The following is a 21,093-nucleotide window of genomic DNA, read 5'->3' on the forward strand; positions in this document are numbered from 1 at the left end:
TAAGGCAGGAAGCCAATGAAAACGGAACAACCGTTATGGGGCAGAGGGATCATGGTCTCGCCCCAGCACTTCCAGCAACAGGCCGCGTATGCGGCCTGGTCTGCGGAATGTATTGCTCAGATGGGACTTAACCATCCCTGGGGAGTGATCGAGTCGACGTTTGAGCCGGAGGTGCTGAAACTCGGACGTCTGCAGGCCCGCAGGCTGCATGTGCGTTTTCAGGATGGCACGCTGACCGATACCGACAATGCCGATGCCCTACCACCAGCATTGTTACTGGATGGTGAATCTCGCGAAACCCTGGTGGTACTGGCACTTCCGCTGTTGCGTGCCAACGGCGGTAATTGCCTGACCCCGGATGAGGTGGCTGAGCGCCCGGTACGTTACCGTCAGCGCTGGCATGATGTGCGCAACACCTATGGTGATGACACCCGGCAGATTGCGGTGATGCAGCCAGAATTGACGCTGCGCTTTGCCCATCAGAACAACAGTGATTATCTGACCTGTCCGGTTGCCCGTTTACTGCAGGATTCGCAGGGTGTCTGGACGCTGGATGAAACCTTCCTCCCGCCGTTGCTGATGGTGAAGAGCAGCCGCTGGCTGAGCATCCAGCTTGAACAGCTAATGATTCAGCTCCGCGCTCGACTGATTCGTCTGATGGCTATGCGTCGTGAAAGCAACGAAAGGATGGCTGATTTTGCCGTAGCTGACGTTTCCCTCTTTTGGCTGCTGAATGCGCTCAACAGCGCAGAGCCAGTCCTCGGTCAGTTTCAGAGAAACCCAGAAAGTCCGGTGGAGCGCCTGTATCCGGAGTTGGCCCGCCTGGCGGGTAGCCTTCTGACCTTCTCACTGGAGCATCAGGTCAGCGCCATTCCAGCGTATCAGCATGAAGCGCTGAATGCCGTTTTCCCACCGTTATTCGATCTGTTAAGCGATTTGCTGGAAGCGAGCCTACCGTCCCGTGTGGTGTCTGTCGAACTCACCCATGACAAGCGTCTGCGTCAATGGTTGGCCCGGCTGCAGGACCCGCGTTTGCGTGAGGGAGCTGATTATTACCTCTCCGTGCGTTCGCTGATCCCGGTAGCACAGTTGCAGGAGCAGTTCCCGCTTCAGTGCAAAGTGGGCAGTCCGGATTTTGTGACCAGTCTTGTGAATACCTCCCGCCAGGGGATCCCACTCAGACCGCTTCGACACGTGCCCGCAGCCATACCGCTACGGCTCGAAAACCAGTATTTCTCCCTCGACCTGTCTCATCCGGCCGCTCAGGAAATGCTCGAGAGCGGGAATTGCATGTTTTATACCCCGGGCATGTTGGGTGAACCTGAACTTGAACTCTATGCGGTATTGAGAACATGAGTGAACGTAAACGCGACGCTGTCGCGCCCATTGATATCGATGCATTGCTACAGAACACGTGGTTACAGGTTATCAGTCTGCGGTACGGCCCTTCCTTTCAGGAAGGAGAGGGGCGTGAGCTATGGGATCGCTGTGTGGCAGACGTGGAAAGAGTACAGCAGGCTCTGAAAGCAAGTGAACTGGATGAGGCAGGCTGTCAGCATATTCTCTCTGCCCAGTGCGCGCTGCTTGATGAAGCCGTTAAGGGCCGTGGCGTTCAGGATGCCCTGTGGTGGGGTCTGAACCACTGGCTCGATCAGATGCTGGTCACTCTGTTGCCTGGGGCATTGAAATGAGTCCTGCGCAACAGCGCCTGCTATCGCTATGGGCGGCATTGCTAAGCGGCGTGGTTTGTCTGGGCTTTCTGCCCGTTTCCCGACTGGTTGCAGTGCTTATCCTGCTGTTAATTTGGGGACTGATTGCTGTGGTCTGGTATGTGGTCAGCCGTCGTTCAGAGCATGAAGCCACGCTATGTCTCGATAATCTTCCTGAGCCAACCTGGCGTCAGCCAGTGGTACTGGTCTGTGGCGACTTACCACAGGCCTGGCCAGAAAAGTCACAAGTGCTGACCGTTACTCAGGGCTGCTGGATCCGGGTTGAAGATCATCAAGATTTAGGCCAGGTAGCCCGCCAGGTGCTTTGTTTGCGCCCTGACTGGGGACGTCAGCTCTCGGTCATGGTTAGCGTTTGTCCGCAAAAGCATGCGGATACCGAAGCGTTGACCAGCCGCCTTCTGACGCTGCGTTGGCAAATTAGCCAACTGCGCAAGGAGATCGGACATTCAGTACCCCTGGTGCTCAGCGGGCTGGTGGGCAGTTCGATGATGAACGATATGCTCTGGCAGGCTGGTCTTCCGGGAGAGGGCATCAGCGTCTGGCGTGGGTCCTCATCGCCCAGTTCGATTGCCACCTGGGTGACCACTGGTGGTGCGATGGCCATGCAGCAGCAGGTTCTGATGAACAGCCTGATGACGTGGCTCCATCAGCACGTTAAAGCGGTGCTGATGGATAAGAATTCGGATATCCCTGCTATCGCACCTACAGCTGTGCTGTGGGGACTGGGCCCTATTCTGGGCGGAAGCCTTGCATCGTCGGCCTGGACGGCCTGGCTCTCTCGCCATACTGCGATGCATCACGTGGCGGGATGGCAGCCGGTGGGGACGGATAGCACGATCATGTCGTTGTTCCCGGACTTTGTGTTGCCTCTGTTACCCAGCCACGTTCGAGGCGGGTGGCACGGACACCATTTCCCAGTCGCTGCTTGGCCTGGTGGGGCTGGGCATTCCCGGCACGGCAAACCATATTGCCACACCAGTATCACGCTTTCTGGCTCTGCTTGGCGTACTGCGACAACCGGGTAAAACAGAGGAGGGAATGCAGGCACTGGTGAACTTATTGGCACCGAACACCAGGGTGAAAGTCAGTCCGTACTGTCTGCGTCCAGTCGAAATCAAGCAACCTCTGGGTTTTTATGAGGATGAGGGTTTTCTTCTTGACGGCAACACACCACTGGGTGACGAAGCGATGGATGCCAGCAGCCAACTGCTGATTGCACTCTCGACTGATGACGAACAGGAAGCGCAGGGCTGGAAGCCCGATAGCCTGCTCTATCAGGACTTTCTGGTGATGCTGCGGGTGTACCTGGGCTGGCGATTTAAAGCCCGAATAACCCTGACGGTTAGCACCCGTTTGCTGATGGCGCCCCCGCTGGGTGAGGGACCTTTCTGGCTGGGCATGAATGGTGTGCTGGGCATTGACGGTGAGGTTTTACCGGACGATATACCACAGGCCTTTACCACGGAATTGGGCCGTTATACCGGTCTGCAGCCTGCTACACCACAACAAGGAAACCAACGTGTTACGTACAAGTTTGACTAAAACCCTACGCTGGATGCTGCCGGTGTTGGCATGCACTCTGACTGGATGTGGCCTTACGCAGAGTGTCGCTGATGGGAGTAAATCGGCTTTTAACTCCGTTTTTTATAAAAAAATCAAAGTACTACATCTGGATTTCACTGCCCGTGAAACGCTTAACACCGATGCGCGTGAAAGTAATTCGCTCTCTGAGCCGGTGGTAGTGCGCATTTACCAACTGAAGGACAGAAAAGTCTTCGATAAGACGGTGTACCAGCAGTTACTGAAGGAGGGCGATACCATACTGAAAGATGACCTGTTGGCGAGTCGCGATGTGGTGGTCAAACCCGGAGGGGATGCGAGCCTTGATGTTCCACTGGAAGCTGATACGCAATTCGTCGCCGTTATCGGCTTATTCCGCCATCCGGATATGGAGAGCAATACCTGGAAGCAGGTGCTGGAGCGTGAAGCGCTGGATCCTGATAAACCGCGCATTCTGGAAGCGGGTAATAACTATCTGACTTTGAAGCCCATTAAGGAGGATTAATGCCACTGGAGCACATTACACCGTCGTTGTACGAAATGTTGGCTGGCAACTTCACTGGAGGACTTGAATTGAATCAGGTCAGTGAGCAAAACCAGGTGATTCTTTCTGTGTTGGACAATATGCAGCGAATCCTTAACGCCCGAGCGGGGACGCTGGCGCATTTGCCTGATTATGGCTTGCCTGAAATGTCCAAAATCCTGCAGGGAATGCCGGGTACAGCGCATCAGCTCACGATCACGCTTTCCGAGATATTGCTGAAATATGAACCACGCCTGAAAAATGTTGAGGTGGTGATACTGGAACAAATTCAGCCTGGAGAGCTGCGCTATGCCATTGATGCTGAACTTAAGGGTCTCGGTCTGGTGCGATACGGTACTAAGTTTATGCCTGAGGGCCGGGTGCTTTTACGCCATCTGAAACAGCAGCAGTATGTCGACAAACATGCGCGAATTTAGTCTTTGTTTTTAAAGGTTCTGGGGTAACACAGAGTATATGTCCGCAAAAACACAGTTTCTCAAAAAACTACAAGCACGACAGCCTTCTCCTTGTTCTTTTGGCAGCAAGAGTGAATCAGATATTGCGATGTTTCGTCAGCAAATGAGTGAGCTTCAGGAGCGGATGGGGGGTTGGCTAGAGAACACCGGTATCAGTCTTGAATGGACGAGTGTGCCGCTCACCGACCTGCTGGTGGACAGCCGGGCTTTCGAGATTCCGGGGATACAGCTTCACTACGAGAAAAGAACGATAAAATTCACCCCGCTTTTCTTGTATGGACAAGACGTGACGGGATGTGTGGAAGTCAGCCTTTGTGCAGAGGGCCGACTCATTCCGCTGAGCCGTTTATTTATGCGCTCAGGCAAAAGCACTGACTGGACTTATACCCTTTCGGGGGGCTCTTCCTGGTCCAGGTGCGACTTCGGTGAAGAGGCATTCTTCATGATGCTCGACGGTCTGCTTTCAGACTGACGGCTTCCCTCACTGTCAGCCTTATTACTTTCTAACGACGGAAATTCTGCCGTGAATAACGCTTTGCAACTTAAAACCGGCGGTGACCCGCGTACGCTGCCGGACTATACCGCCTTGCGCGATGAAATCGGCAAGCTGGCCCATCCGGCTCGCCCGGACGTCAACTGGCGGTATGCCGAGAAACTCTGCCTCTCACTGTTCGAGCAAAACGGCGTAGAGCTTCAGACCGCGGCCTGGTACACGCTTGCGCGTACACATCTTGCTGGGCTGTTTGGGCTGAACGAAGGGTTATCCATTCTGGAGGCGCTGATCAGCCATCAGTGGGGCGGGCTATGGCCGCAGGCGGTGCATGCCAGAATTGAGATCCTCAGCAGTCTGAGCCAGCGCATCCAGCAGATGATGCGTACGCTGTCGCTGAATTACAGCGATCTCAGCCAGCTTTATCAGGCCGAGCAGTTGCTGACGCGTCTTGAAGCGATATTTCAGCGGCTGGAGCTTAAACATCTGAGTCAGCTAGAGACGCTGCGAACTCTGATGCACAACAGTGCTGTCCGGCTGGAAAACAGTGATAGTGAGTCGGATCGGAGTGCTGTCGCTTTGCCCGATATCTCGATCGCTGCAACAAATGAGCCAGCAGAGGCGGTGAAGTGGGTATACGTCGCGCAGCCTGAGTTCCAGCCCAACGTGGAGGTCATGTCGGTAATACCTTCCCCGACGAAACCGTGGAAACCTTTTGCGGCGGGAATGGCGGCTATGCTGGTGATAAGTGCCGCCACGGTGTGGGGCTGGAATACTTTTCATCAACCAGACCGGTTACAAACAGCGCTCGCTACTACGTTCGCGCCATTACCTGCCCGGCTTTCGTCCGCGCAACTGGAGGGGTTGCGTCAGCAAAACCTTCCGGCGCAAGCGGCTATCAAAAACACTCGACAGCAGCTCACTCGCTTGAGCCAGTTGCCGCCGGACTGGTCCGTCGACTATAGCCGTCAACTGGTACAGCAGGCATTGGTTTTATGGCCAGAACAGGCAAAACCGCTGGCGCAGGAGTGGCAACAGCAGCGTAAAGGAGCCGCTTTACCGATGGAAAGCCTCAACGGCTGGAATGAGGGGATGACAAAGCTCCAGCAGTTGAGCGACAAGCTGAACGGGCTAGATGAACAGAAGGGAAAATATATAACGGTCAGCGAACTGAAATCGGTGATGTTCACAGCAATGCAGGCGTTTAACCGGACAGTACCGGCTGAAGAGCAACTGCGGACGCTGGCGCAAACCCCAGCCGGGCAGCCACTGCCTGCTGTGGCGCAATCGCAACTGGAAATGCATCTAAAGCAGCTAACGGCGCAGTATGGCGATCTGAAACACCGCGAAGAGAAGTAATGATGGGCGGTGACTGAGCGTACAAAAGCAAAAAACCAGCCCTAGGGCTGGTTTTTCTAAATAGTGGTGCCCGGACTCGGAATCGAACCAAGGACACGGGGATTTTCAATCCCCTGCTCTACCGACTGAGCTATCCGGGCAACGGAGCGCATTAAACCTTAATCCCGTATGATCGTCAACCCTATTTCGGGAAAAGCTGTTCAACTGATTAACTTTACGGCAATCTGACGGATTGGGCATCGAATTTGCACAAATCTTCCAGACAGACGTGATGTGAAATGGCAATGCTGATAGCTAAAAAAGGGGGCGATATGGCGAAAGACTGGCTTGAGCTACGTCAGCATGCAGATACGGGTATTGAAACGATTAAAGCGCATTTCGAAGGTCACGCGTTTGATCCGCACTGGCACGACAGTTATCTGGTAGGCATCACGCTTTCTGGCACTCAGCAATTTCACTGCAGACGCGAACAACATCGTAGCCATCCAGGCGATGCATTTTTACTCGAACCCGGCGAAATCCACGACGGCGATGCGCCCGTAGACGGCGGATTTACCTATCTGACCTTTTATCTCAACGAGAAGTGGCTCACCGATACGCTCCAGGGGTTATACGAATCCACGCCAGGGAGTTATTCCCTTCATTTTGCGCAGACGCTAACGCGTGAGCCGCAGCTGGTTCGGGCGATAGGGGGGACGTTTTCCACGTTGCACAGTGATGAGATGAAGATTGTGCAGCAAAGCACGATGGACGGTTTGCTCGCGCAAATCACCTCCCACTGCCACTGGCGTAAAAGATTGCCCTCACAGCTGCAAAGTGCGGCGGTGGCGCATCGTGCGCGGGATTACCTTTATGCGCATATCGGTGACAACGTCGGTCTTTCGGATCTCGCGCGGGAAACGGGTACAGATCGCTTTACGCTGACCCGCTGTTTTAAGCGGGAGTTCCATCTTGCCCCGCACGCGTGGCTGATTCAGCTGCGGCTGGCAAAAGCCCGTCAGCTGCTTGGGCGAGGCGAACAACCGGTTGTGGTAGCCGCTGCGCTTGGTTTCGCCGATCAAAGTCATCTCGGGCGCTGGTTCCAGCGCGCGTATCGTATCTCGCCTGCTCATTACCGCCGGTTGTGCACAAACCTTCCAGACGTTTCTAATAAATAACGGCACATTCATGGCTCATATAAAAAGGAGCCACCTGTGAGCCCGTTACCTTTCCTGATATTTGCCTTTGTCGCCTCAATAACGCCGGGGCCAACCAATATCCTTGTGCTGGCCAACAGTCAGCACTTTGGTGTGAAAAATACCGTCCCCGCGATTCTGGGTGGATGCGCTGCGGCCAGTGCCATTGTTTTGATTTCGGGAGCCGGGGCCGGAGAAATATTGCGCCAGTATCCGCTTATTCGTCAGGTAATGAGCTGGGCAGGCGTGCTGTGGTTAAGCTTCCTGAGCTGGCAGCTATTTAACGCGCCTGCGGCAAATATCTCGGGCGTCTCTCACCAGCGTTTTACCGCGCGCGCAGCGGCATTGTTGCAGGTCATCAATCCTAAAACCTGGATGATGGCACTGGCGGTGGTCAGTCTGTTTGCTCCAGCAAACGAGCATGCATTACGGGATATCGCACTGATGGCGATGTGGTTTTTTATCATCTCGATGGCGTGTTTGATGTGCTGGGCGTGGCTGGGGCGAGCAGTCAATCGGGTGTTTCGCACCACCGTGGCGATGGTGCGATTTCAGCGCCTGATGGCGCTGTGTTTGTTCATTTCTGCCTGGGCGGGAATGCTCGCTTAAGTTAGCGCGCCACCCATGCGGCACTGGGCAAAGCGCAGTATATCTTCAGCCAGACGGTGCGCGGTCTCAACGTCGGTCAGACTGCGGTTAACCAGCATGCGGCTCAGGCAGCCTTCCAGCACCAGCTCCATCTGTCTGGCCACCATTGCCGGGTCGTCCACTTCGAGCGTGGTGAGCAGCTCGTGCGTGAAGTCATGCGCGGCGCGTTTTTGCTGATCGGCCAGTTGATGGATCGGATGACCGGGGTCTGGATAGAAAGTACAGGCGGCGATAAACAGACAGCCTGGATAGCGGTTATTCCGCACACAGTCTGCCAGCGCGGTATAGCGCGCCAGTATTTTTTGCTCAGCCGTCAGCTCTTCGTTCAGAATCAGTTGCCTGCGCCACGTATCGACCTGTTGGCTGAGGTATCGCAGAGCGTCGTACAGCAACGCCTCTTTGTCCGGCCAGAAACGGCGCAGTTCATCCAGAGGATAATTAATGCGTTCGGCGACCATCTCAAGCGTGGTGCTGGCGATCCCTTGTATTTCAAGTAATTGTAGGGCTTGTCCCAGTACGTCTTCACGTTGCACGGTTTTTTCCTCCGTATGCTAACGGTTTCTCCCGTTAACAGTGTCGTTTACGGTTGGCGATCGCGCAAATGTGCGCTGAACGCCGCCGCATCCATAAATCCAGTCACGCGCTCGGCTGTCTGCTCTTCGCCCTGTTCATTAAAGAACAAAATCGTCGGCAGGCCGAGCACGTCGAGTTGCTTAAGCAACGCCTTATCCTGCGCGTTATTTGCCGTGACGTTGGCTTGCAGCAAAACGGTGTCTTTCAGCGCGTTTTGTATCTGCGGATCGCTGAACGTGTATTTCTCAAACTCTTTACAGGCGACGCACCAGTCGGCATACAGATCCAGCATCACCGTTTTGCCTTTTGCCTCTGTTAACGCGCGGTTCAGTTCATCAACGCTGCTGATTTGAGTGAAGCTAAGATGTGCCTGAGTTTGCGCAGCGGGGGTGCCAAATACCCAGTCCTGCAATGGACGTACGCTAATGAGCGCCGCCGCTAACAGGACAATTTGCACCACACGCATCCACGTTTTCTGCGCGGAAAGGCTGGTGATGAAAGCCCAGCCAAAGAAGGCCACGCCGAGCATCGCCCACAGGCGCAAGCCCCAGATATCTCCAATCACACGTTCCAGCAGGAACACCGGTAACGCGAGGATCACGAACCCAAAGGCGGTTTTGACCGTCTCCATCCACGGGCCGCTTTTCGGCAGCAGGCGGTTGCCAAAAACGGTGACCAGAATCAGCGGCAGTCCCATCCCGAGTGCGTACAGATACAGCGTTCCGCCACCCAGCCATAGGTTCCCACTTTGCGCGATATAAAGCAGGATCGCGCTAAGCGGCGCGGTGGTGCACGGCGAGCATATCAACCCGGCAATCGCCCCCATCGCAAATACTCCACCTGCGGAGCCGCCTTTCTGACGGTTGCTCATCAGCGTTAAGCGGGTTTGCACGGACGACGGCAGTTGGAGTGTGAACAGGCCGAACATCGACAGCGCTAGCAGGGTAAAGACCACTGACAGGCCAATCAGCACGTAAGGATGTTGCAGTGCTGCCTGGAACTGAAGTCCGGCAGCTGCGACTACCATGCCAAGTGCGGTGTAGGTCAGCGCCATCCCCTGCACGTAGATGAACGCCAGCAGCAGCGCGCGGGTAGTGGAAAGACGCTGTTTACCGCCGAGAACGATGCCTGAGATTAGCGGGTACATGGGCAATACGCACGGCGTAAAGGCGATGCCGATGCCGATGAGTAAGGCCCACAGAGCAGAGAAGGGAAGATCTGCGGTTTTTTCGTCCGCCACCCTGGCTCTTTCGCCGGAGGGCTGAGGGGAAAGGGCGGGTTCGCCTTTTAGTTCGGTTAAAGGAACCACTTTCGTTTCAGGGGGATAGCAGAAGCCTGCATCGGCACAGCCTTGATAGGTGACGGTTAGCGTAGCGCCTTTATCGGCCTGGTTGACCGTGATGGGTACGCTTAAACGCTGGCGATAGATTTCACTTTTGCCGTAAAACTCGTCTTCGTGCCATTCGCCTGCGGGCAGCTGCGGCTCAGTGATGGTGGCACTGGCTGGCGTAATACTGACCTGCTTGCGGTACAGGTAATACCCGTCTTTGACCTGCCAGGTCAGATTAAGATCGTGCTGATTTTGCTGAAAGTCGAAAATGAACGCCTGGTCAGCAGGAATGACGTTAGAGCGGCCGGGCGCGTCAAATAATCCGGCAAAGACTGATGTGCTGCACAGCAGCAGGATCAGCGTAAGGAAGCGTTGAGCCATGAGAGATAGTCGTTATCGCCGTGAACCACTGGCAGCACCAGTAGCTCTGGGGTTTGGTAAGGATGATGAGACTTGAGGCAATCGAGGAGCGCCTGTTGATGAGCCACGCTGGTTTTCAGCAGCATCTGCACTTCGTACTCCTGCTCAAGCTTGCCTTCCCAGTAATAAAGGGAAGTCGCACCGGGGAGGATCGTGACGCAGGCGGCGAGCTTATCGGCCAGCACTTTGGCGGCAAGCTCCTGGGCAGTGGCTTCATCGGGGGCGGTACAAAGTACAACGACAGTGTCAGGCGTGTTCACAGGTCGACCTCGTCTCAGCGAAAAAATCACTATATCACGCTGGGCCGAAGGGTATGAATGAATCGGGCCGCAGAGCGGCCCGAATTTAACGATTTTTACAACTACAAAACATTTACAGCACGATGCCGCCAATGATAAAGCCAAAGATGACGCACAAGGTAATCGCTATCACGCCCGGAATTAAGAACGCGTGGTTAAACACGTACTTACCGATTCGGGTTGAGCCTGTATCGTCCATCTCTACCGCCGCCAGCAGGGTCGGGTAGGTTGGCAGAACGAACAGCGCAGAAACCGCCGCGAAAGAGGCGATAGCTGTCAGCGGCGTCACGCCCAGCATCAATGCCGCAGGCATCAGTGCTTTGGTCGTAGCGGCCTGAGAGTAGAGCAGGGTGGCTGCAAAGAACAGCACCACGGCCAGCAGCCATGGGTAGTTATGCAGCAGGTCGCCCGCTACGGTCTGAATGTCGGTAATGTGGGCTTTCACGAAGGTATCGCCCAGCCACGCCACGCCCAGTACGCACACGCAGGCGCTCATACCGGATTTAAAGGTACTGGCATTCAGCACTTCGCTGGTGTCGATTTTACAGGTGATGCTAATCAGCGTGGCAATAGTCAGCATGAATACCACGATGGCTTCGTTACGCGGCAGCACCGGATTCTGAATCAGGCCAACGGTGTCACTGATCGCGGTGGCATAGAACATGACCGCAACGATACCGATCAGGAACAGCAGCACGGAGCGTTTGGCATGTGGCTTCAGCTCAAACACCTGGCTGCCGCGCAGTTTCACTTCGCCTTTTGCCAGACGTTCCTGATAAACCGGATCGTCTTTCAGCTCAGCACCGAGGAAGTTACACACCACGGCGGTGATCATGACGGCAATCAGCGTCACCGGAATACAGATCGACAGCAGCGTCAGGTAGCTCACGCCCATTGGCTCAAGGATACCCGCAAAGAACACCACGGCGGCGGAGATCGGTGAAGCGGTAATCGCAATCTGCGAGGCAACAACGGCGATAGAGAGAGGGCGAGACGGGCGAATACCCTGCTCTTTTGCCACTTCGGTAATGACCGGCAGCGTAGAGAACGCGGTGTGGCCGGTACCGGCAAGGATGGTCATAAACCAGGTCACCAGCGGGGCAAGGAAGGTAATGTATTTTGGATGACGGCGTAGCATGCGCTCCGCCAGGCTTACCAGATAGTCCATACCGCCCGCCACCTGCATGGCGGCAATGGCGGCGATAACCGCCATGATGATTTCAATAACGTCAAACGGGATGGCGCCGGGTTTAATCTGAAAGATAAGGGTAAGGACGAGCACGCCGAGACCACCGGCAAAACCAATGCCGATCCCCCCGAGCCTTGCTCCCAAATAGATCGCCAACAGCACGACGACGAGTTCTGCTCCAAACATAAGGACCTTCCTTGCTTATTAACAAGTTGATATTAAATTGTTGTGTAATTGGTAATGCTTAAAAAGAAAAAAGGCATGTCACAAGTGACATGCCTTCGCAAGTTTAACCGAAACGGTTACTGTTCGTTTTCATCGGTATAACGCTTTGCTTTATAGGCTGGGTGCATCAAGTTCTGCGCCGAGAAGATATCATCCAGCTCCGCTTCTGTCAGCAACCCACGCTCAAGCACCACTTCACGTACGCTCTTACCGGTTTCGGCACAAATTTTCCCGACGATATCGCCGTTGTGATGGCCGATGAACGGGTTCAGGTAAGTGACGATACCGATAGAGTTGTAAACGAAGCTTTCGCACACTTCTTTGTTAGCCGTAATGCCGTTAATGCATTTCTCCAGCAGGTTGTAGCAGGCGTTGGTCAGGATGTGGATAGACTCAAACATCGCCTGCCCAATCACTGGCTCCATCACGTTCAGCTGTAGCTGACCCGCTTCGGAAGCCATGGTCACGGTAATGTCGTTGCCAATGACTTTGAAGCACACCTGGTTCACGACTTCTGGAACCACCGGGTTGACTTTGGCTGGCATAATAGAAGAACCGGCCTGCAGTTCAGGCAGGTTGATTTCGTTCAGGCCAGCGCGCGGGCCGGAAGAGAGCAGGCGCAGGTCATTACAGATTTTGGAGAGTTTTACCGCCAGACGCTTCAGCGCACTGTGGACCATCACGTAAGCGCCACAGTCAGAGGTGGCCTCGATCAGGTCTTCTGCGGGTACCACGGCCAGATTAGACACTTCCGCCAGTTTCTGTACGGCCAACTGCTGGTAGCCATCAGGCGTGTTCAGACGAGTCCCGATCGCGGTTGCGCCCAGGTTCACTTCCAGCAGCAGCTCGGAAGTGCGCAGGATGTTTTTAGTTTCTTCATTCAACAGCACGTTAAAGGCGTGGAATTCTTGACCGAGGGTCATCGGTACCGCGTCCTGCAACTGGGTACGGCCCATCTTCAGGATGTCCTGGAACTCAACCGCTTTGTGCTGGAAGCCATCACCCAACTGATTGATAGCGTCTACCAATTTCAAGACAGAGGCGTAAACCGCGATGCGAAAGCCAGTTGGATAGGCGTCGTTGGTGGACTGACACTTGTTAACGTGGTCATTTGGATTGAGGTACTGGTACTCACCTTTTTGGTGGCCCATCAGCTCAAGGCCGATGTTTGCCAGTACTTCGTTAGTGTTCATGTTGACGGAGGTCCCCGCGCCGCCCTGATAGACGTCAACCGGGAACTGATCCATACATTTGCCGTTGTTCAGCACTTCATCGCAGGCGGCGATGATGGCATTCGCGGCGCTTTTAGGAATGGTTTGCAGCTCTTTGTTTGCCAGCGCTGCGGCTTTCTTCACCATCACCATGCCACGCACAAACTCAGGAATGTCGCTGATTTTGCTGTTGCTGATGTAGAAATTTTCAATCGCTCTCAGAGTGTGAACACCGTAGTAGGCATCCGCTGGAACTTCCCTGGTACCCAACAAATCTTCTTCGATACGAATGTTGTTTAACATGTGAACCTTCTTTTAAAGCTGCCGATGGATTGTACTAAACACACAGTAGATATGTGGTTTTGAATATTTGCTGACCGACGATTATTCCCTCAATCAGCCAGATACTCGAGATCATATGCTGATGATAGCGAATTGCCGTAATCTGGATCACTTATTATCGCCCTCGCGGCATGATATTTATTAATCTGTGAAATGAATCACCGCCTGAATATTTACGAAAAAAATATCCGTGCAAACCGATTGAAATTTGGCTAACCGTCACCATCTCTGGAAGACGCGAGTCGCAAACACATTCAGACAGAGGCCAGAGGGCGTCTGCCACACAGGAGAAGCCAGTGCGCTGGATACCTTTTATTGCCATTTTTCTCTATGTTTACATCGAGATTTCCATTTTTATCCAGGTCGCCCATGTGCTGGGCGTCCTGCTGACACTGGTGCTGGTTATCTTTACGTCGGTTATCGGCATGTCGCTGGTGCGTAATCAGGGATTCAAAAATTTCCTGTTGATGCAGCAAAAGATGGCGGCAGGCGAAAGCCCGGCAGCCGAGATGATCAAAAGCGTATCCCTGATTATTGCGGGTCTGCTGTTGATTCTGCCTGGTTTCTTCACTGATTTACTTGGTCTGTTGCTGCTGTTGCCACCAGTGCAAAAGCACCTGACCATGAAGCTGCTGCCGTATCTGCGCTTTAACCGGATGCCGGGCGGCGGATTCAGCACAGGGCCTGGCAATGGGGATACCTTTGAAGGGGAATACCAGCGTAAGGACGAAGAACGCGACCGTTTAGACAATAAAGACGATCGTTAAGTGACAACACGCCCGGTTTTTCCGGGCGTTTGATTTATGCAACCGCGCCACGCTTAGGCAAGAAAAACCACAGCCCCGCCAGCATGACAATGGCATAGAGACTTTTCCAACCCACCATCGCCAGCAACAGCAGGCACAGTACGCCACCGACGATTGCCAGCAGCTTATAGCGGCCCTTCAGCAAACGACAACCCGCCAGCATACACAGCAGATAGATCATGATGAAAATACCGTTGGCATAGACGATCAGTGCGTCGAGATTAATGTTGAGCCAGTAAATCCCCAGCGTACTCAATACGCAGCAGCCCAGTACGGCGTTGAGCGCATTGAGCGGTAGCTGACGTCTGGAAAGGCGCGACAGGCGGCTATTCGGCTTGTATTGCGCCTGCGACCACACCAGACGGGCGAAGCTCTGGATATAAATGTTCAGACTCGCGAAGCAGGCGAGGTAGCCAATCACGCAGGCGACCCATAACGCTTTGACGCCAAAGAGTTCAACGACAATCCCCGGTAATGATGCGGCAGCCGCAGTATTCGCGCTGTAAGCGTTAAAGTGCAGCACCAGCACGGTACAGGCCCAATAAACGGTGCCTGCGAGAATCAGGCCAATCATCAGGGCGCGGGGGAAATCGCGCTCCGGCTGTTTGAATTCAGATGCCAGATGAGCGAACGCTTCTAGCCCGACAAAGCACCAGAACATGACTGAAAGCGCCGCGAAAAGCTGCGAATAGTCAACGTTGGCGATAGGGGGGAAGGGGATTTCAGCGACGGCGATATCACCCGCCCACCAGATAGCGGCAATCAGCGCCACAATCATTACGGCGACCAGGGTTTGCAGATTGGCGCTGGAGCTTGCGCCGCGCGAGCCCACCCACCAGACAATCGCCAGCGTGCCCAGTTCGGCGAGCAGCAGCTGTTCATCGTGCCAGCCAAACAGCGCCTGACCGAATCCCGTCGCAATGTGCAGTGCGGCAGGTAAGCCGACGGGGATCACAGACAAAAAGAGCCAGCCGGTTACGCGTTCCAGACGCGTGCCAAAAGCCATACCGACAAAATGCGCCACGCCACCGGCGCTGGGGAAGTGTCGTCCCAGGATCGCAAAGACAATCGCTACCGGAAAGACCAGCACGATAAGTGCCGGCCACGCCCATAGGCTGTTATTGCCTGCGACCAGAGCCGCCAGTGCCGGTACGGCAAAAACGCCGGTGCCTAACAAGGATGTGGAGAGTAATCCGACGCCCTGCGCCAGCCCCAGCTCCTGTTTGAGTCCACTCATTTACATCGTCCTGCCACCGTAAAAAGAGAGGCGATGGTAACACTTTCGCAAATTTTTTTTCGACAGCCCCTTGAAGGGGTAAGCACCGACCCCCATCTCTCAGGGCACTAGTCGGAAAACCGTTTTCGGCCCGGCGTCTTCCACAACTGATAATGACTTTCTCAAAGGAGAGCTATCAATGAGTATTCGTCCGTTACATGATCGTGTGATCGTCAAACGTAAAGAAGTTGAAACCAAATCTGCTGGCGGCATCGTTTTGACTGGATCTGCAGCAGCCAAATCAACTCGTGGCGAAATCATCGCTGTCGGTAAGGGCCGCATCCTGGAAAACGGTACTGTACAGCCGCTGGACGTTAAAGTGGGCGACATCGTGATTTTCAACGATGGTTACGGCGTGAAATCCGAGAAGATCGACAATGAAGAAGTGTTGATCATGTCCGAAAGCGACATTCTGGCAATTGTTGAAGCGTAATCCGCGACCGACACTGAACATACGAATTTAAGGGAAAGATAAAATGGCAGCTAAAGACGTAAAATTCGGTAACGACGCTCGTGTGAAAATGCTGCGCGGCGTAAACGTACTGGCAGACGCAGTTAAAGTTACCCTGGGCCCGAAAGGCCGTAACGTAGTGCTGGATAAATCCTTCGGCGCACCAACCATCACTAAAGATGGCGTTTCCGTTGCTCGTGAAATCGAACTGGAAGACAAGTTCGAAAACATGGGCGCACAGATGGTGAAAGAAGTTGCCTCTAAAGCGAACGACGCTGCTGGCGACGGTACCACCACTGCGACCGTACTGGCACAGGCAATCATCACTGAAGGCCTGAAAGCTGTTGCTGCGGGCATGAACCCGATGGACCTGAAACGTGGTATCGACAAAGCGGTTATCGCTGCTGTTGAAGAGCTGAAAGCGCTGTCCGTACCGTGCTCTGACTCTAAAGCCATCGCACAGGTTGGTACTATCTCCGCTAACTCCGACGAAACTGTAGGTAAATTGATCGCTGAAGCGATGGATAAAGTCGGTAAAGAAGGCGTGATCACCGTTGAAGACGGTACCGGTCTGGAAGACGAGCTGGACGTAGTAGAAGGTATGCAGTTTGACCGCGGCTACCTGTCTCCTTACTTCATCAACAAGCCGGAAACCGGTGCTGTTGAGCTGGAAAGCCCGTTCATTCTGCTGGCTGATAAAAAAATCTCCAACATCCGCGAAATGCTGCCAGTTCTGGAAGCCGTTGCGAAAGCAGGCAAACCACTGCTGATCATTGCTGAAGACGTTGAAGGCGAAGCGCTGGCGACTCTGGTGGTTAACACCATGCGCGGTATCGTGAAAGTGGCTGCGGTTAAAGCACCTGGCTTCGGCGATCGTCGTAAAGCAATGCTGCAGGATATCGCGACCCTGACTGGCGGTACCGTTATCTCTGAAGAGATCGGTATGGAGCTGGAAAAAGCCACCCTGGAAGATATGGGCCAGGCTAAGCGCGTTATCATCAACAAAGACACCACCACCATCATTGATGGCGTGGGTGAAGAAGTGGCCATTCAGGGCCGTGTGACTCAGATCCGTAAACAGATCGAAGAAGCGACCTCTGATTACGACCGTGAAAAACTGCAGGAACGCGTAGCGAAACTGGCTGGCGGCGTTGCGGTTATCAAAGTCGGTGCGGCTACCGAAGTTGAAATGAAAGAGAAGAAAGCACGCGTTGACGATGCTCTGCACGCGACTCGCGCTGCGGTAGAAGAAGGCGTGGTTGCTGGTGGTGGCGTAGCGCTGATTCGCGCAGCGTCTAAACTGAGCAACCTGCGTGGTCAGAACGAAGATCAAAACGTGGGTATCAAAGTTGCGCTGCGCGCAATGGAATCCCCACTGCGTCAGATCGTTCTGAACTGCGGCGAAGAACCTTCTGTAGTCGCTAACAACGTGAAAGCGGGTGAAGGCAACTACGGCTACAACGCAGCAACCGAAGAATACGGCAACATGATCGACATGGGTATCCTGGACCCAACTAAAGTGACCCGTTCTGCTCTGCAGTATGCGGCGTCCGTAGCGGGTCTGATGATCACCACCGAATGCATGATTACCGATGCGCCGAAAGGCGACGGTCCTGACTTAGGCGCAGGCGGCATGGGTGGAATGGGCGGCATGATGTAATTGCCCACACCCTACATTCTGCAAACAGAATGATTAGGGTGTTCATCTCCCAGAATTGAAAAACCCTCAGGCAGAAATGTCTGGGGGTTTTTCTTTTGGTCATCTTTTTAGTATAAGGTTTACACAGGGACAACTCTTGTCCAGCTTATTGAAATCGAGGAATAACATGCGCGTAATAGTCTGTGCAGGGATCGTAGGGGCAGCAATGCTGCTGGCAGGTTGTAGCTCCAGTAATGAGCTATCCGCGGGTGGTCAGGGCGTTCGCTTTGTGGAAGATAAGCCGGGCAGCGAGTGTCAGTTGGTCGGCACGGCGACGGGTCAACAAAGTAACTGGATGTCCGGTCAACATGGCGACGAAGGTGGCTCAATGCGCGGTGCGGCAAATGCCCTGCGTAATCAGGCTGCGGCAATGGGTGGCAACGTGATTTACGGCGCGAGCAGCCCAACGCAGGGAATGCTTTCAAGCTTTGTCCCAACTGCCAGCGAAATGAACGGTCAGGTTTATAAGTGCCCGAACTGATTGTCAATTCCCTCTCCCCTCGGAGAGGGAAATTCAGCACTGTCGTAGCTGCAAATCCAGCGGCGTCTTACTTGGCTCGCCGCCAATTTCTCTTGCCAGTTTTGGCACCATATAGCCCGAAACCAACGTCAACAGTTCGCGCATAATTTGCCGGGCTTCTTCATCGCTTACCATGAAATGTGCCGCGCCCTGGACTCTGTCGAGTACGTGAAGGTAATAAGGCATCACGCCCGCATCAAACAGAGCATTACTCAGGTCGGCAAGCGTACGCGCATTATCGTTCACATCGCGTAGCAGCACGCTTTGGTTAAGCAACGTGACGCCGATGCTGCGCAGACGCGCCATCGCAAAACGGAACGCACTGTCGATTTCATTGGCGTGGTTGATGTGATTCACCAGCAGGATCTGCAATCGAGAACGATCCAATCGGGCGACCAGTTCATCGGTGATTCGTGCCGGGATCACAATGGGCAAACGGCTATGGATCCGCAGACGTTTAATATGCGCAATCCCTTCCAACTGGGTGAGTAACCAGTCCAGTTCATGATCCTTTGCCATCAGCGGATCGCCACCAGAAAAAATGATCTCGTCCAGTTCAGGATGGGTAGCAATATAGTCCAGCGCAACCTGCCAGTTACGCTTATTGCCCTGATTTTCGGCGTACGGGAAGTGGCGTCGGAAGCAATAACGACAATTTACCGCGCAGCCACCTTTCACCAGCAGCAGCGCGCGGTTAAGATATTTATGCAGCAATCCGGGCACCACGCTGCTCTGCTCATCGAGCGGATCGGTGCTAAAACCAGGCGCAGTAATGAACTCATTCTGCGAGGTAAGTACTTGTTTTAGCAATGGATCGTCAGGGTTTCCCTTTGTCATGCGAGCGACAAAAGCACGCGGGACACGCAGGGGGAAGAGGCGCTTTGCCTCACGGCCCGCGAGCGAGTTTTCATCCGTGTCGAGTTCTAACAGACGCAGCAGTTCATCAGGACTGGTGATTACATCGGCAAGTTGCGATAACCAATCTTCTCTGGATGGGGTATTTAGGGTTACAATATGCGCCATTTTGTGGCTTAGCTACCAGTTAACAATTTTCAGAGGGCCTTATGGCGACTTACTATAGCAACGATTTTCGTGCTGGTCTTAAAATCATGATGGATGGCGAACCGTATGCGGTTGAAGCCAGCGAATTCGTTAAACCAGGTAAAGGCCAGGCATTTGCGCGCGTTAAACTGCGTCGCCTGCTGACCGGTACCCGTGTAGAGAAAACCTTCAAGTCTACTGACTCCGCTGAAGGCGCTGATGTGGTCGATATGAACCTGACTTACCTGTACAACGACGGTGAGTTCTATCATTTCATGAATAACTCTACTTTCGAACAGCTGTCTGCTGACGAGAAAGCAGTAGGCGAAAGCGCTAAATGGCTGCTGGATCAGGCCGAGTGCATCGTGACCCTGTGGAACGGTCAGCCTATCACTGTGACCCCACCAAACTTTGTTGAACTGGAAATCATCGAAACCGATCCAGGCCTGAAGGGTGACACCGCAGGTACTGGCGGCAAGCCAGCGAAACTGTCTACCGGTGCAGTGGTTAAAGTGCCACTGTTCGTACAGACTGGCGAAGTGATCAAAGTGGATACCCGCTCCGGCGAATACGTTTCCCGCGTGAAGTAATTCCTGTCATTGATAACAGGCGCGGCGTTCGTCGTGCCTGTTCATTCCGTAAATTTTCCTAAAAATACGTCGTTTTCCGTCACTCGGCGGGATCTTGTCTATTCTTAAGTAGCTATACACAAATAACTTTGGCTATAAAAGGAAGATATTATGGTTAAGAAAACAATTGCAGCGATCTTTTCTGTTCTGGTGCTTTCTTCGGTTTTGACCGCCTGTAACACCACCCGGGGTGTCGGCGAAGATATTTCGGATGGCGGCAGCGCAATTTCTGGTGCAGCAACGAAAGCACAGAACTAAGCAGTGATGTCAGGACGGTACGGGGCTGGAACGACTGCCGTACCGTCAGCTTTCAACTTCCTGAAGCGTCAGAAACGGTGAAAACCGCGTGTCCATGTGCAGCTTCATACGGATATTACGCTTGTAGGTATAAACCGTCTTTCCATTGATACTCAGCTTACTGGCAATCTTCTGATTGCTTGCCCCTTCCAGCCACAGCGTTAACACTTTCTCTTCTTGTCGGGTTAATAGCGGCGTAGCAACCTGCGGCAATTCAAAACTGGCGTAAGAGGCCAGCGCGTCATTAATAACCGAGGCGAGTTTATCAAGATGCGTATTTTTATAGAGCGATGCCCACAGTGGGAATTGCTTTAAATAACTGGGCATCTCCTTTTTCTCGCCCGACTGCAGCAAAATGAACGGGATCGTTTCACTCGCGATCAGCAGAGATGATAGCTGCTCGATATGATTCATATCCTGCGTAAAACTGTTTAAATCAGCAATAACTAACGTCGGTTTCCACTGCAGGATGTGTTCTCGGGCAAGAAAAAGATTGTTCAGCCCGGTGACCTTGAACGTCGCGGGAAACAGACCGGAATGATTGATCCACGCTTCAAACCCGGTGCGGGTGAAGTGACAACGGTCAATCAAAAGAATTTTGAACATATTGTTTTCGCAATCGGCAAATGGTTTCAGCTTCCTGCTCTCAGAAAGTACACCATCATAGGGAAGTCCGATGAGTGATAAAGGACTGAACTGCGCTGCATACTGAGGCTATTTCTTGCTTTTACCCACTAAACGCAAATGGATTGAAAAAAATTCGCTTTTTGCGCAAAATATAATGCTCAACTATGCCTTACGGGACGACCTGTAAGCGCTTCTGA

Annotated in this window: 21 protein-coding genes, 1 tRNA gene and 3 pseudogenes; 16 read left to right on the forward strand and 9 right to left on the reverse strand. The window is 53.6% G+C overall.

From position 1 onward, the window contains the following. Positions 1-15: 15 nt before the first annotated feature. From tssK to AC6EMZ_RS19620, 8 genes and pseudogenes are all read left to right on the forward strand, one after another. Entirely contained in the window at positions 16-1,356 is a 1,341-nt protein-coding gene (gene tssK, locus AC6EMZ_RS19585) for a type VI secretion system baseplate subunit TssK (RefSeq protein WP_498404423.1), read from the forward strand. Continuing rightward, positions 1,353-1,619, forward strand: a pseudogene (locus AC6EMZ_RS19590) (DotU family type IV/VI secretion system protein); the annotation flags it as partial. The gene tssK and the pseudogene AC6EMZ_RS19590, both read left to right, overlap by 4 nt. A gap of 68 nt (positions 1,620-1,687) precedes the next feature. Further along, positions 1,688-2,608 (forward strand): annotated as a pseudogene (locus AC6EMZ_RS19595) (OmpA family protein); the annotation flags it as partial. Beyond that, positions 2,604-3,272, forward strand: a pseudogene (locus AC6EMZ_RS19600) (type VI secretion system baseplate subunit TssG); the annotation flags it as partial. The pseudogenes AC6EMZ_RS19595 and AC6EMZ_RS19600, both read left to right, overlap by 5 nt. Then, positions 3,250-3,795, forward strand: coding sequence for a type VI secretion system lipoprotein TssJ (gene tssJ / locus AC6EMZ_RS19605; protein ID WP_498404424.1), 546 nt, complete (start codon positions 3,250-3,252; stop codon positions 3,793-3,795). The pseudogene AC6EMZ_RS19600 and the gene tssJ, both read left to right, overlap by 23 nt. Next, positions 3,795-4,250: a type VI secretion system baseplate subunit TssE gene (gene tssE, locus AC6EMZ_RS19610; RefSeq protein ID WP_498404425.1), complete on the forward strand. Its 456-nt coding sequence runs from the start codon at positions 3,795-3,797 to the stop codon at positions 4,248-4,250. The genes tssJ and tssE overlap by 1 nt, the downstream gene beginning before the upstream one ends. Positions 4,251-4,287: 37 nt before the next feature. Beyond that, on the forward strand, positions 4,288-4,761 hold the full coding sequence (locus tag AC6EMZ_RS19615; RefSeq protein ID WP_498404426.1) for a hypothetical protein: 474 nt from the start codon (positions 4,288-4,290) through the stop codon (positions 4,759-4,761). Between the two features lie 51 nt (positions 4,762-4,812). Further along, complete coding sequence (locus AC6EMZ_RS19620) at positions 4,813-6,138, forward strand: VasL domain-containing protein (RefSeq protein WP_498404427.1); 1,326 nt, start codon at positions 4,813-4,815, stop codon at positions 6,136-6,138. 64 nt (positions 6,139-6,202) lie between these two features. On the opposite strand, the gene AC6EMZ_RS19625 is transcribed toward AC6EMZ_RS19620, so the two are convergent. Next, positions 6,203-6,278, reverse strand: a tRNA-Phe gene (locus AC6EMZ_RS19625). Positions 6,279-6,449: 171 nt separating this feature from the next. Between AC6EMZ_RS19625 and AC6EMZ_RS19630 the strand changes: the two genes are divergently transcribed. Together AC6EMZ_RS19630 and AC6EMZ_RS19635 are read left to right on the forward strand one after the other, a co-directional pair. Further along, complete coding sequence (locus AC6EMZ_RS19630) at positions 6,450-7,295, forward strand: AraC family ligand binding domain-containing protein (protein WP_498404483.1); 846 nt, start codon at positions 6,450-6,452, stop codon at positions 7,293-7,295. Between the two features lie 36 nt (positions 7,296-7,331). Continuing rightward, positions 7,332-7,922, forward strand: a complete 591-nt coding sequence (locus AC6EMZ_RS19635; RefSeq protein WP_498404428.1) for a LysE family translocator — start codon at positions 7,332-7,334, stop codon at positions 7,920-7,922. Here the strand turns inward: AC6EMZ_RS19635 and AC6EMZ_RS19640 are convergent. The 5 genes from AC6EMZ_RS19640 to aspA all read right to left on the reverse strand — a co-directional run bounded on the left by AC6EMZ_RS19640 (position 7,919) and on the right by aspA (position 13,511). Further along, the gene (locus AC6EMZ_RS19640; protein ID WP_498404429.1) at positions 7,919-8,494 is read right to left on the reverse strand and encodes a transcriptional regulator; all 576 of its coding nucleotides are present in this window, start codon (positions 8,492-8,494) and stop codon (positions 7,919-7,921) included. The two genes, AC6EMZ_RS19635 and AC6EMZ_RS19640, sit on opposite strands and share 4 nt — an antisense overlap. Before the next feature lie 47 nt (positions 8,495-8,541). Next, positions 8,542-10,245 carry a protein-disulfide reductase DsbD gene (locus tag AC6EMZ_RS19645; protein WP_498404430.1) on the reverse strand — a complete coding sequence of 568 codons (1,704 nt, stop codon included), beginning with the start codon at positions 10,243-10,245 and terminating at the stop codon, positions 8,542-8,544. Continuing rightward, positions 10,221-10,544, reverse strand: a complete 324-nt coding sequence (gene cutA / locus AC6EMZ_RS19650) for a divalent cation tolerance protein CutA (protein ID WP_498404431.1) — start codon at positions 10,542-10,544, stop codon at positions 10,221-10,223. The genes AC6EMZ_RS19645 and cutA overlap by 25 nt, the downstream gene beginning before the upstream one ends. Before the next feature lie 112 nt (positions 10,545-10,656). Beyond that, entirely contained in the window at positions 10,657-11,958 is a 1,302-nt protein-coding gene (locus tag AC6EMZ_RS19655; protein ID WP_498404432.1) for an anaerobic C4-dicarboxylate transporter, read from the reverse strand. Positions 11,959-12,074: 116 nt separating this feature from the next. Further along, the gene (gene aspA / locus AC6EMZ_RS19660) at positions 12,075-13,511 is read right to left on the reverse strand and encodes an aspartate ammonia-lyase (protein WP_498404433.1); all 1,437 of its coding nucleotides are present in this window, start codon (positions 13,509-13,511) and stop codon (positions 12,075-12,077) included. 335 nt (positions 13,512-13,846) lie between these two features. On the opposite strand from aspA, the gene AC6EMZ_RS19665 reads away from it, so the two are divergent. Beyond that, on the forward strand, positions 13,847-14,317 hold the full coding sequence (locus AC6EMZ_RS19665) for an FxsA family protein (protein ID WP_498404434.1): 471 nt from the start codon (positions 13,847-13,849) through the stop codon (positions 14,315-14,317). A gap of 34 nt (positions 14,318-14,351) precedes the next feature. On the opposite strand, the gene yjeH is transcribed toward AC6EMZ_RS19665, so the two are convergent. Beyond that, positions 14,352-15,593, reverse strand: coding sequence for an L-methionine/branched-chain amino acid transporter (yjeH, locus tag AC6EMZ_RS19670; RefSeq protein WP_498404435.1), 1,242 nt, complete (start codon positions 15,591-15,593; stop codon positions 14,352-14,354). 178 nt (positions 15,594-15,771) lie between these two features. On the opposite strand from yjeH, the gene AC6EMZ_RS19675 reads away from it, so the two are divergent. The 3 genes from AC6EMZ_RS19675 (at position 15,772) to AC6EMZ_RS19685 (ending at position 18,263) form a co-directional block, all read left to right on the forward strand. Next, the gene (locus AC6EMZ_RS19675; protein ID WP_003855929.1) at positions 15,772-16,065 is read left to right on the forward strand and encodes a co-chaperone GroES; all 294 of its coding nucleotides are present in this window, start codon (positions 15,772-15,774) and stop codon (positions 16,063-16,065) included. A gap of 43 nt (positions 16,066-16,108) precedes the next feature. Further along, positions 16,109-17,743, forward strand: coding sequence for a chaperonin GroEL (gene groL / locus AC6EMZ_RS19680; RefSeq protein WP_498404436.1), 1,635 nt, complete (start codon positions 16,109-16,111; stop codon positions 17,741-17,743). A 166-nt stretch (positions 17,744-17,909) separates the two neighbouring features. Next, the gene (locus tag AC6EMZ_RS19685) at positions 17,910-18,263 is read left to right on the forward strand and encodes a DUF4156 domain-containing protein (RefSeq protein ID WP_498404437.1); all 354 of its coding nucleotides are present in this window, start codon (positions 17,910-17,912) and stop codon (positions 18,261-18,263) included. Between the two features lie 33 nt (positions 18,264-18,296). Here the strand turns inward: AC6EMZ_RS19685 and epmB are convergent, their stop codons facing one another. After that, positions 18,297-19,325, reverse strand: coding sequence for an EF-P beta-lysylation protein EpmB (epmB, locus tag AC6EMZ_RS19690; protein WP_498404438.1), 1,029 nt, complete (start codon positions 19,323-19,325; stop codon positions 18,297-18,299). Between the two features lie 41 nt (positions 19,326-19,366). Here epmB and efp point away from each other — a divergent pair, with 41 nt between their 5' ends. Then, complete coding sequence (efp, locus tag AC6EMZ_RS19695) at positions 19,367-19,933, forward strand: elongation factor P (protein ID WP_498404439.1); 567 nt, start codon at positions 19,367-19,369, stop codon at positions 19,931-19,933. Positions 19,934-20,083: 150 nt separating this feature from the next. Beyond that, a complete protein-coding gene (gene ecnB / locus AC6EMZ_RS19700; protein ID WP_006178941.1) occupies positions 20,084-20,230 on the forward strand; it encodes a lipoprotein toxin entericidin B in 147 nt (48 codons plus the stop codon). 45 nt (positions 20,231-20,275) lie between these two features. On the opposite strand, the gene AC6EMZ_RS19705 is transcribed toward ecnB, so the two are convergent. After that, positions 20,276-20,875: a LuxR C-terminal-related transcriptional regulator gene (locus AC6EMZ_RS19705; RefSeq protein WP_498404440.1), complete on the reverse strand. Its 600-nt coding sequence runs from the start codon at positions 20,873-20,875 to the stop codon at positions 20,276-20,278. Positions 20,876-21,093 lie beyond the last annotated feature (218 nt).

This window comes from Enterobacter sp. SCRI0065 (assembly GCF_059766475.1).